Source organism: Streptomyces sp. NPDC051109 (genome assembly GCF_044455885.1).
In the GTDB taxonomy this organism is placed as follows: Bacteria; Actinomycetota; Actinomycetes; order Streptomycetales; family Streptomycetaceae; genus Streptomyces.
The window spans coordinates 1-10,792 of record NZ_JBITFF010000005.1 but is presented as its reverse complement, the minus strand read 5'-3'; the positions used below and the strand labels follow the sequence as shown (position 1 = coordinate 10,792).

The 10,792-nt window shown below is 71.2% G+C and carries 11 protein-coding genes; 7 read left to right on the top strand and 4 right to left on the bottom strand.

Translation table 11 applies throughout. The annotated features are described in order from the left end of the window. Positions 1 to 238: 238 nt before the first annotated feature. Positions 239 to 1,816: a Na+/H+ antiporter gene (locus tag ACIBAD_RS11180; RefSeq protein ID WP_134071352.1), complete on the bottom strand. Its 1,578-nt coding sequence runs from the start codon at positions 1,814 to 1,816 to the stop codon at positions 239 to 241. A gap of 76 nt (positions 1,817 to 1,892) precedes the next feature. Between ACIBAD_RS11180 and ACIBAD_RS11175 the strand changes: the two genes are divergently transcribed. The 3 genes from ACIBAD_RS11175 (at position 1,893) to ACIBAD_RS11165 (ending at position 3,826) form a co-directional block, all read left to right on the top strand. After that, positions 1,893 to 2,153, top strand: a complete 261-nt coding sequence (locus ACIBAD_RS11175) for a UBP-type zinc finger domain-containing protein (protein ID WP_053691843.1) — start codon at positions 1,893 to 1,895, stop codon at positions 2,151 to 2,153. A 204-nt stretch (positions 2,154 to 2,357) separates the two neighbouring features. Continuing rightward, positions 2,358 to 2,771 carry an anti-sigma regulatory factor gene (locus tag ACIBAD_RS11170; protein ID WP_030153599.1) on the top strand — a complete coding sequence of 138 codons (414 nt, stop codon included), beginning with the start codon at positions 2,358 to 2,360 and terminating at the stop codon, positions 2,769 to 2,771. Further along, entirely contained in the window at positions 2,768 to 3,826 is a 1,059-nt protein-coding gene (locus ACIBAD_RS11165; RefSeq protein WP_134071354.1) for an RNA polymerase sigma factor SigF, read from the top strand. Before ACIBAD_RS11170 ends, ACIBAD_RS11165 begins: the two co-directional genes overlap by 4 nt. Before the next feature lie 26 nt (positions 3,827 to 3,852). Here the strand turns inward: ACIBAD_RS11165 and ACIBAD_RS11160 are convergent, their stop codons facing one another. Continuing rightward, entirely contained in the window at positions 3,853 to 4,290 is a 438-nt protein-coding gene (locus tag ACIBAD_RS11160; RefSeq protein ID WP_398905967.1) for a hypothetical protein, read from the bottom strand. Between the two features lie 84 nt (positions 4,291 to 4,374). Here ACIBAD_RS11160 and ACIBAD_RS11155 point away from each other — a divergent pair, with 84 nt between their 5' ends. Then, entirely contained in the window at positions 4,375 to 5,340 is a 966-nt protein-coding gene (locus tag ACIBAD_RS11155; RefSeq protein WP_398905965.1) for a diacylglycerol/lipid kinase family protein, read from the top strand. Positions 5,341 to 5,662: 322 nt separating this feature from the next. Further along, entirely contained in the window at positions 5,663 to 5,920 is a 258-nt protein-coding gene (locus ACIBAD_RS11150; protein ID WP_004937597.1) for a WhiB family transcriptional regulator, read from the top strand. 157 nt (positions 5,921 to 6,077) lie between these two features. On the opposite strand, the gene ACIBAD_RS11145 is transcribed toward ACIBAD_RS11150, so the two are convergent. Both ACIBAD_RS11145 and ACIBAD_RS11140 read right to left on the bottom strand, forming a co-directional pair. Continuing rightward, the gene (locus ACIBAD_RS11145) at positions 6,078 to 7,547 is read right to left on the bottom strand and encodes a sensor histidine kinase (protein ID WP_030153591.1); all 1,470 of its coding nucleotides are present in this window, start codon (positions 7,545 to 7,547) and stop codon (positions 6,078 to 6,080) included. A gap of 420 nt (positions 7,548 to 7,967) precedes the next feature. Then, complete coding sequence (locus ACIBAD_RS11140; RefSeq protein WP_134071358.1) at positions 7,968 to 8,561, bottom strand: TetR/AcrR family transcriptional regulator; 594 nt, start codon at positions 8,559 to 8,561, stop codon at positions 7,968 to 7,970. An 85-nt stretch (positions 8,562 to 8,646) separates the two neighbouring features. Between ACIBAD_RS11140 and ACIBAD_RS11135 the strand changes: the two genes are divergently transcribed. Continuing rightward, a complete protein-coding gene (locus ACIBAD_RS11135; protein WP_398905962.1) occupies positions 8,647 to 9,408 on the top strand; it encodes an SDR family oxidoreductase in 762 nt (253 codons plus the stop codon). 358 nt (positions 9,409 to 9,766) lie between these two features. Next, positions 9,767 to 10,552 carry a glucosamine-6-phosphate deaminase gene (gene nagB / locus ACIBAD_RS11130; protein WP_398905961.1) on the top strand — a complete coding sequence of 262 codons (786 nt, stop codon included), beginning with the start codon at positions 9,767 to 9,769 and terminating at the stop codon, positions 10,550 to 10,552. Positions 10,553 to 10,792 lie beyond the last annotated feature (240 nt).

Here is a 10,792-nt window from a genome sequence, read left to right as displayed (position 1 = left end):
CCGCAGGCCGCAGGCCGCAGGCCGCAGGCCGCAGGCCGCAGGCCGCAGGCCGCAGGCCGCAGGCCGCAGGCCGCAGGCCGCAGGCCGCAGGCCGCAGCACCCTTCGCCGCGCGGACAGGGCCGCTGCCGCCGCCGTCACCACCGCCGCCGCGAGGCAGCAGCAGCGCTTGCGTTCATCAGCGTCATGGCCCGAGCCTCGGGGCCGCCGACGGGGCCGTCCCGCTGCCCGGGCGGGGGATCAGGCCGCGTCCTCGCGGTAGGCCGCCGCTTCCTCCAGGTCCAGTCTGCGGAGCAGGTTCCGGAGCATCTCGTCGTCGATGCGGCGGCGGTCGCGCAGGGTCACGAAGACCTCGCGTTCGGCCGCGATCATCTCCCCCGCCAGACGCCGGTACACATCGTCCGCCGACTCGCCGGTGACGGGGTTGACCTCGCCCAGCCGCTCCCAGACCGCGTTGCGGCGCCTCTCCATCACCGTGCGCAGCCGCTCCGCCAGCGGCGGCGGCAGCGCGTTCTCCGGCTCCGCCAGCAGCTCCGCCAGCCTCTCCTCCGCCGCGCGCGAGGCCTCGCTCTGGGCCTGTGCCTCCGCCAGGGTCTCCGCCTGCGCGTCCCGCTGCGGCAGCCGCAGCAGCCGGATCAGCGGCGGCAGCGTCAGCCCCTGCACCACCAGCGTGCCGATCACCGTCGTGAAGGTGAGGAAGAGGATCAGGTTCCGGTGCGGCACGCTGATCGGCACCGAGAACGCGATCGCCAGCGAGACCACGCCCCGCATCCCGGCCCAGCCCACGATCACCGGCGCCTTCCAGTTGGTGTCCGGCTCCCGCGTCCGGATCCGCTCCGACAGCCGCGGTACGAACGTGGCCGGGAACACCCAGACGAAGCGGGCCACCACCACCGCCAGGAACACCGCCAGCGCGTACCAGGCCGCGTCCCAGCCCTCGTACTCCGCGACCCCCTTCAGGACCACCGGCAGCTGGAGGCCGATCAGCGCGAAGACCACCGACTCCAGGATGAAGGCGATCATCTTCCACACCGCCTCCTCCTGGAGCCGGGTCGCGAAGTCGACCTGCCAGTTCCGGTGCCCCAGGTACAGCGCCACCACGACCACCGCGAGCACGCCCGAGGCGTGCACCCGCTCGGCCGCCGCGTACGCCACGAACGGGATCATCAGCGACAGCGTGTTCTGCAGCAGCGGCTCCCGCAGCCGCTTGCGCAGGTGGTGGATCGGCACCATCAGCACCAGGCCCACGCCGACACCGCCCACCGAGGCCAGCAGGAACTCCGCGATCCCGCCCGCCCAGCCGGCGCTCACCCCGACCGCCGCGGCCAGCGCCACCTTGTACGCGGTGATCGCGGTGGCGTCGTTCACCAGGGACTCGCCCTGCAGGATGGTCGTGATCCGGTTCGGCAGCCCCAGCTTGCGGGCGATCGCCGTCGCCGCCACCGCGTCGGGCGGCGCGATCACCGCGCCCAGCACCAGCGCCACCGGCAGCGACACCCCCGGCACCACCAGGTACGCCGCGTACCCGACGGCGACCGTCGCGAAGAGCACGTATCCGACCGACAGCAGCGCCACGGGCCGGATGTTCGCCCGCAGGTCGAGGTACGAGCTGTCCACGGCGGCCGTGTACAGCAGTGGCGGGAGCAGCAGCGGCAGCACGATGTGCGGGTCGAGGGCGTACGAGGGCACGCCCGGGATGTACGAGGCCGTCAATCCGGCGGCGACCAGCAGCAGGGGCGCGGGCACCCGCGTCCAGCGAGCGGCCCCTGCAACGATCGCGCTGCACGCCACCAGCGCCACCAGCGGCAATACCTCCATCGAAGATCCACCCTCGCTCGTCGTGGCTGATCGGCATGTCGTCCTGCGGCGCCCGCACGTCAGTACGCTGGCAATCATGAGCGAGTGCACCCACGTTCCCGAACTGCCGCGCCCCGAGCCCGTCCCGACTGCCCTGACATGCTCCGAATGTCTGGTGCTCGGCAGCCACCCCGTGCAGCTGCGGATGTGCTTGGAGTGCGGGTACGTGGCATGCTGCGATTCCTCCCCGCACCGGCACGCCACAGCGCACCACCAGAGCACCGGCCATCCGGTCATGCGGAGCTTCGAGCCGGGCGAGACCTGGCGGTGGTGTTATGTCGACGGTTCGATCGTCTGAGGCGGGGTAGGTCAACCCTCCGCCGGTTCCCCTGATTTGGGCCCGCAGACCCCTAGCCACTGTGCGTACCCAAGGGCATACCATCAGTCACTGGCCGTAGGCGGGGGCGCCTGGAACGGGCCCCATGAGGGGTGCCGCGACACGATCGCCCGGATCGCGATAGCGTCACCGGCGAACAGAGCTCGTACCACCTTGGAGGTGAGGGTGTCCCAGATCGCAGGCGAGCCCGGGACCCAGGACTTCGTGGAAGTCCGGCTGCCCGCTGCGGGTGCCTACCTGTCGGTGCTGCGAACGGCCACGGCCGGCCTCGCGGCACGTTTGGACTTCACCCTCGACGAGATCGAGGACCTCCGCATCGCGGTGGACGAGGCCTGCGCGATCCTGCTCCAACAGGCCGTGCCGGGCTCCGTCCTCAGCTGCGTGTTCCGGTTGGTCGACGACTCGCTGGAGGTTACGGTCTCCGCACCGACCACGGACGGGCGCGCGCCCGAGCGCGACACGTTCGCCTGGACCGTCCTGTCGGCTCTGGCCGGCAAGGTCGAGTCCACGGTCGAGGAGGACCGGACGGTGAGCATCAGCCTCTACAAACAGCGCGGCGCGGGTCCAGGCCCGGCGTGAGCGGCGGGGAGATCCCGGTGCGGGGCGGGGATCGGCCCCGGGTACTGCATGAGGTCGACGGCGGCATCCCGGAGCAGCAGCACGCCCGGCCGCACCCGGCTGACGCGGAAGCGGAAGACGGCTTTTTGGACTCGGCGGAGCGACGGGCGGGCCCTATGAGCGAGAACCAGCACGAAGAACCACACGTCTCACAGCCACCCGGGGCCGCTGCCACGGCCCCGGACACGGAACCGGAACCGGTAGGGGCACAGGCGGAGGCGGGGCCGCCGGTGCTGCCGGTGCCCCCGGTGCTGCCCGATCCGCGCGACCGCAGCGGGGCCCGGGCCCTGTTCATCGAGCTGCGGGCCCTGCCCGACGGCTCGGTGGAGAAGGCGGAGCTGCGCAACCGGCTCGTGCGGATGCACCTGCCGCTGGTGGAGCACCTCGCCCGGCGGTTCCGCAACCGGGGCGAGCCGCTGGACGACCTGACCCAGGTCGCCACCATCGGCCTGATCAAGTCGGTGGACCGGTTCGACCCGGACCGCGGGGTCGAATTCTCCACGTACGCGACGCCCACCGTGGTCGGCGAGATCAAGCGGCACTTCCGCGACAAGGGCTGGGCCGTGCGCGTGCCGCGGCGCCTGCAGGAGCTGCGGCTCTCGCTGACCACGGCCACGGCGGAGCTGTCCCAGCAGCACGGCCGCTCCCCCACCGTCCACGAGCTCGCGGAACGGCTCGGGATCTCCGAGGAGGAGGTGCTGGAGGGGCTGGAATCGGCCAATGCCTACAGCACGCTCTCGCTGGACGTCCCCGACACCGACGACGAGTCGCCGGCGGTGGCGGACACCCTGGGCGCGGAGGACGAGGCCCTGGAGGGGGTCGAGTACCGCGAGTCGCTCAAGCCGCTCCTGGAGGGACTGCCCCCGCGGGAGAAGCGGATCCTGCTGCTGCGGTTCTTCGGCAACATGACCCAGTCGCAGATCGCGCAGGAGGTCGGCATCTCCCAGATGCACGTCTCCCGCCTGCTGGCCCGCACCCTGGCCCAGCTGCGCGAGAAGCTCCTCGTCGAGGAGTAAGGGAGTAAGGGAGTACGGAATACGGGCTATCGGGTCTGCTCGCCGGGCCCGATCCCCAGCGCCTCGGTCGCCGTCGGGTTCACCAGCAGGGCCACGACGGCCACCGCGGCCACGGCCAGCGCCACGGCTGCGGCGATCATCGCGCCGCCCGTGGAGTACAGGGTCCAGGCCACCGGCAGCGCCATCAGCTGGGTGATCAGCGCGGGCCCGCGGCTCCAGCGGCGGCCCAGCCGCAGCCCGCGGGCCGCGATCAGCGGCAGCGCGGCGAGCACCAGCAGGGTGACCCCGCCGGTCTCGGCCTGCTGCGGGGAGTCGGGGTCGCCGGCGATGCCCACGAAGAGCATGTACACGCCGAGGCCGGCCAGCGCCAGGCCTTCCAGGGCGGTCAGCGCCGCGGCGGCGGTGAGCCGTCCGGGCAGCGGGGCGGTCGGCTGGGCCGGGGCGGAGGTGGGCTTCGTACTCACCCCAGCAGGGTAGCCGCGCCCCCGCGGCCCCGTAGGTGACGGGCAGTATGGGCGGCGTCCGTACGGGTCGGTAGGCTGGCGGTCATGCGTGCACTTCTCGTGGCCAACCCAGCAGCAACGACCACCAGTGCGCGCACGCGCGACGTCCTCACCCACGCCCTGGCCAGCGAGATGAAGCTGGAGTCGGTGACCACCGAGTACCGCGGGCACGCCCGGGACCTGGGCCGCAGGGCGGCCGAGCACGGCATCGACCTCGTCGTGGCGCTCGGCGGCGACGGCACGGTCAACGAGGTGGTCAACGGACTGCTGCACAACGGGCCCGACCCCGAGCGGCTGCCGCGCCTGGCCGTGGTTCCGGGGGGCTCGACCAATGTGTTCGCCCGCGCGCTCGGACTGCCCAACGACGCGGTCGAGGCGACCGGCGCCCTCCTCGACGCGCTGCGGGAGCAGCGCGAGCGGACGGTGGGCCTGGGGCTGGCGGCCGGCACGCCGGGCACGGAGGACGAGTCGGTTCCGGCGCGCTGGTTCACGTTCTGCGCGGGCTTCGGTTTCGACGCGGGGGTGGTGGGCCGGGTCGAGCAGCAGCGGGAACGCGGCAAGCGTTCGACACACGCCCTGTACGTACGACAGCTGATGCGCCAGTTCTGGGACGAGCCGAACCGGCGCCACGGCGCGGTGACGCTGGAGCGTCCCGGCGCGGATCCCGTCACGGACCTGGTGCTGTCGATAGTCTGCAACACCTCACCGTGGACGTATCTGGGGAATCGTCCGATTTACGCGTCTCCCGAGGCGTCGTTCGATACTGCGCTTGACGTACTGGCACTCAACCGTTTGTCAACTCCGACCGTCGCCCGCTACGCGACACAGCTCCTGACCTCGACTCCTGAGCGCGGCCCGCGCGGCAAGCATGCGGTGTCTCTGCACGATCTGACGGACTTCACCTTGCATTCGAAGGTTCCACTTCCGTTCCAGATGGACGGAGACCACCTCGGTCTGCGCACCAGCGTTCGGTTCACAGGCGTACGCCGTGCACTGCGTGTGATTGTGTGAGTGGAAGGGCCAAAAGTCCTTTCACTCGAACGTTTACACGCCGGTCCACCCTCACGATGTAGGGCTGTGACCTAGTAGACACCGACGAATCAAAAAAAACTTTCCGGAAGGGGTTGTATCCCCGTCCGAGGTTTGCGAATCTCTTCATGGCGATCGGGACAGCCCGCAGCACCCGGCACCCACACAGACCGCCAGAACCCCTCCACGAGTCCCTGACTGACCTTCCAGGAAACTGGGCGGTCGCCCTTCCCTCACGGGGGGATTCGTGAAAGCGTTCACATTCACAAGCAACCTGCCCGCAATACAAGGAGATGGAGCAGCCATGGACTGGCGTCACAACGCCGTTTGCCGCGAGGAAGACCCGGAACTCTTCTTCCCCATCGGCAACACCGGTCCTGCGCTGCTGCAGATCGAGGAAGCCAAGGCCGTCTGCCGCCGCTGCCCCGTCATGGAGCAGTGCCTGCAGTGGGCGCTTGAGTCCGGTCAGGACTCCGGCGTCTGGGGCGGTCTCAGCGAGGACGAGCGCCGCGCGATGAAGCGCCGCGCCGCTCGCAATCGGGCGCGCAACGCCACCGCCTGACATCGACTTTCGAGCCTCGAGCCGCAGCGCGTAGCAACACCACACCAGCGCTCAGCAACGTGCTCTTGAGCCCCGGACCGAGAAGTCTTCGGTCCGGGGCTCAGTGCTGTCCGAGGGGGACTTCGCAGTTCGGTCACGTTGAGTGACCGAACGATCGTTACTTCTGCGGGCTGGCGGGGATGTCGAGGACGACCTTGGTGCCGCGCGGTTCGGCCCGGAGCATGTCGAACGTGCCGCCGAGCTCCCCCTCGACCAGGGTCCGGACGATCTGGAGTCCGAGGTTCCCGGCGCGCTGCGGGTCGAAGCCCTCGGGCAGGCCCGAACCGTCGTCGAGCACGGTGATCAGCAGCCGGCCGTCCGCGCGACCGGAGCCGGTGCGGGTCGCGGACACCTCGACCCGGCCGCCCTCGCCCTGGGTGAACGCGTGCTCCAGGGCGTTCTGGAGGATCTCGGTCAGCACCATCGACAGCGGAGTGGCGACTTCCGCGTCGAGGATCCCGAACCGGCCGGTGCGCCGGCACTCCACCTTGCCGGGCGAGATCTCCGCGACCATCGCGATCACGCGGTCGGCGATCTCGTCGAACTCGACGCGCTCGTCCAGGTTCTGAGAGAGCGTCTCGTGCACGATCGCGATCGAACCGACGCGGCGCACGGCCTCGTTGAGCGCCTCGCGGCCGCCCTCGGAATCCATCCGGCGGGCCTGTAGCCGCAGGAGGGCGGCCACGGTCTGGAGGTTGTTCTTCACCCGGTGGTGGATCTCCCGGATGGTCGCGTCCTTGGTAATCAATTCGCGTTCGCGACGGCGCAGTTCCGTCACGTCCCGGCACAGGACGAGAGAGCCGATCCGGACGCCCTTGGGCTTGAGCGGGATGGCGCGCAGCTGGATGACCCCGCCGTTGCCCTCGACCTCGGTCTCGCGCGGGGCCCAGCCACTGGCGAGCTTGACGATCGCCTCGTCCACGGGGCCGCGGGTGGGGGCGAGTTCGGCGGTGGTGGTGCCCAGGTGCTGGCCGACGAGGTCGGCGGCGAGGCCGAGCCGGTGGTACGCGGACAGCGCGTTCGGGGAGGCGTACGTGACCACGCCGTCGGCGTCGAGCCGCATCAGGCCGTCCCCGGCGCGCGGGGAGGCGTCCATGTCGACCTGCTGGCCGGGGAACGGGAAGGAGCCGGCCGCGATCATCTGGGCCAGGTCGGAGGCGGACTGGAGGTAGGTGAGCTCCAGCCGGCTCGGTGTACGCACAGTGAGCAGGTTGGTGTTCCGGGCGATCACTCCGAGTACCCGGCCCTCGCGGCGCACCGGGATGGACTCGACGCGGACGGGCACCTCCTCGCGCCACTCCGGGTCTCCCTCGCGCACGATCCGGCCCTCGTCGAGCGCGGCGTCGAGCAGCGGGCGCCGGCCGCGCGGGACCAAGTGGCCGACCATGTCGTCCTGGTACGAGGTGGGGCCGGTGTTGGGGCGCATCTGTGCGACCGAGACGTACCGGGTGCCGTCCAGGGTGGGGACCCACAGCACGAGGTCGGCGAAGGAGAGGTCGGAGAGCAGCTGCCACTCCGAGACCAGCAGGTGGAGCCACTCCAGGTCGGTTTCACTGAGAGCGGTGTGCTGGCGTACGAGGTCGTTCATGGAGGGCACGGGCCGAGCGTACCCCGGGTATGGGCCATGACTTTCCCCACGGCTACTACTCAGGAGTATCCAGGAGGCGCTCTGGACGCGTACTGTTGGATGAAGTGACGGGATCTCGGAGCCTGTCATTGGATGGACAGAACAGATTGGTCTAGTCCACAATTGCCTTATGCTTCCGCCCTCCCCGCACAGGAGGACGGATCGAGGTAAGCCGCGCGCTCTGCCCTGACCGCGCAGGCACCTCCCACCGGCCGCCGGGAACCGCACACCCGCCGGCCGTAAGTACTCCGGGCTACGGTGCCGGACGGGTTGAGGGTCCCGACCCGGCACCGTGGCCCAGAGGAATCCGAGGCCCGGAATCCGAGGCGGGGAATTCGACGGGTGCGGCGCATTCCGGGACCCCTCCCCCGCCGGCTCGCGCTACTGCGGCCAGGCCCCCATCGCCAGTTCCGCCACCGCTTCCAGTTCTTCCCGGCTCGCGCCGTCGCGCGCCTGCTGGGACATCCCGATGAGCACCGCCAGCGCGTAGCGGGCCCATGCCTGCGCGTCGGTACCGGCGGGCAGTGCGCCGGCGGCGACGTCGGCGCGGATCCTGCGCTCGAACACCTGCAGGTTGGCTTCGCGGCGCTCGCGCAGGGCCTGGGCCACCTCCTGCGAGGTGGTGTTGACGGCCGCGCTGATCACCAGGCAGCCCGGCGGGTGGGCCGGGTCCGTGTAGATCTCGGCGGCCTCGCGCAGGACGCGGCCGAGGCCGGCCCGGGCGGTGGGCTCCTCGGCCAGGGCCGCGTGCGCGAAGTCGGTGTACCGGCCGCCGTAGACCGCCACGACCTCGTCGAAGAGCTTGCGCTTGTCGCCGAAGGCGGCGTAGAGGCTGGGCGCGCCGATGCCGAGCGAGGCGGTCAGGTCGGAGATCGAGGTCGCTTCGTAGCCGCGCTCCCAGAAGGCCAGCATGGCCTTGTCGAGGGCCGCGTCGCGGTCGAAGGAGCGCGGCCTGCCGCGTTGTCCGGTCACCATGCGCAGATTCTATAGCGGACGTTACGGAATCTGGTACGGTCCCTTTCTGTAGCGGTCACTAGCAAATCCTGAAGGGGGGCGCGTCATGGGCGTGCTCAAGGGGAAGACGGCACTGGTCACGGGCGGCAGCCGGGGGATCGGGCGGGCAGTGGCGCAGCGGCTCGCCCGGGACGGGGCGCTGGTCGCCGTCCACTACGGACACAACGGGGCGGCGGCGCAGGAGACGGTCGCGGCCATCGAGGCGGCGGGCGGGCGGGCGTTCGCGATCGGAGCCGAACTCGGGGTCCCCGGCGACGCGCGGGCACTGTGGGCCGCGTACGGGGACCACCCGCTGCACACCGACGCGGTCGACATCCTGGTGAACAACGCGGGAGCCGCCGCCTTCGCCGGCCTCGCGGACACCGACGAGGAGACGTACGACCGGGTCCATGCGCTCAACGCCAAGGCGCCGTTCTTCGTGATCAAGCACGGGCTGGAACGGCTCCGGGACGGGGGCCGGATCGTGAACGTGACCGGCACCCCCGAGATCGCCCTCCCGGCGATCCTGGCCACGATCACGGCCAAGGGCGCGGTGAACGCGCTGACGCGGTCGCTCGCCGCCGAACTGGCCCCGCGCGGGATCACGGTGAACTCGGTGGGCCCCGGCGTCACGGACACCGACCTCAGCGCCGGCTGGCTGGCGGACCCCGCCGCGCGGGCGCACGCGGCCTCCCGCTCCGTCTTCGGGCGGGTGGGCACGGCGGAGGAGGTCGCCGACGTGGTGGCGTTCCTGGCCTCGGCGGACGCCCGCTGGGTGACGGGACAGCACCTGGACGCGACGGGCGGCCTCCGGCTGTCGCTGATCTGAGCGGCGCGCGCCGGGGCCGCCGGCGGGTCTCCGTGATCCCGCCAGGGCCCTGGGGGCGTCCGGGTCCCGGCCCGGACGGCGGCCACCTCGTGGGCGAGGAGCCGGAGCGGGAGGACCTCCGAGGCTGCCGTGCGATCTCGGCGGCCATGACGCCGACGTGCCGCTGCGCACCGGGCACGGGCCCCGCCTCCGCGTACCGGAACCCCCGGCCGGGGCCGGGCTGCACGTCACGGCGGGGAGGCCGACGATGGGAGTGGACGGAAGCGAACGGGAGTGTGCACGGACCGGCCGGAGGCGGTGCACCTCTGCTAGATTGGTCTATACCACACCCGTCCCACTCCAGATCGGCAGGCCCCGCGTGGAAGTTGTCATCGTCCCGGACGCCAAGGCAGGCGGCGAGCTCATCGCGGAGGCCATGGCCGCCCTGGTCCGCCGCAAGCCCGACGCTCTGCTCGGTGTGGCGACCGGCTCTACCCCGCTGCCCGTCTACGAGGCCCTGGCCGCGAAGGTCGGGGCCGGTGCGGTCGACGTCTCCAAGGCGCGGATCTGCCAGCTCGACGAGTACGTCGGCCTGCCGGCCGGGCACCCGGAGTCCTACCGCGCGGTCGTGCTGCGCGAGGTCGTGGAGCCGCTGGGCCTGTCGGAGGCCTCGTTCATGGGGCCGGACGGCTCCGCCGAGGACATCGTGGCCGCGTGCGAGGCGTACGACCGCGCACTGGCCGAGGCGGGCGGGGTGGACCTCCAGCTGCTCGGCATCGGCACGGACGGGCACATCGGCTTCAACGAGCCGTGCTCTTCGCTGGCGTCGCGCACCCGGATCAAGACGCTGACGGAGCAGACGCGGGTCGACAACGCCCGGTTCTTCGACGACGACATGGACCAGGTCCCGCACCACGTCATCACCCAGGGCATCGGCACCATCCTCGACGCCCGCCACCTGGTGCTGCTCGCGACGGGCGAGGGCAAGGCGGAGGCCGTCGCGCAGACCGTCGAGGGCCCGCTGTCGGCGCTGGTACCGGCCTCCGCGCTGCAGCTGCACCGGCACGCGACGGTCGTCGTGGACGAGGCCGCCGCGTCGAAGCTGAAGCTGGCGGACTACTTCCGGCACACCTATGCCGACAAGCCGGCGTGGCAGGGGCTTTAGGCGGCACCAGGCCACGCGTGAGAAGGGCCGGGCTCCCGTTTCGGGTGCCCGGCCCTTCTGTGCCCCTGGGGGTGCCTCGCCGATCATGCCGGGCTCGCGGCGGCGGGCGCCGCTCCCTGATCCGGCCTGATCGACGAGAAACCCCCTAGTGATCTGAGTCAGAGATTCGTCGGCAGTAGGCGGCGACCTTGTCGAGGATCTCGTCGGCCGTCTTTGTCCAGACGAAGGGTCTGGGGTGTT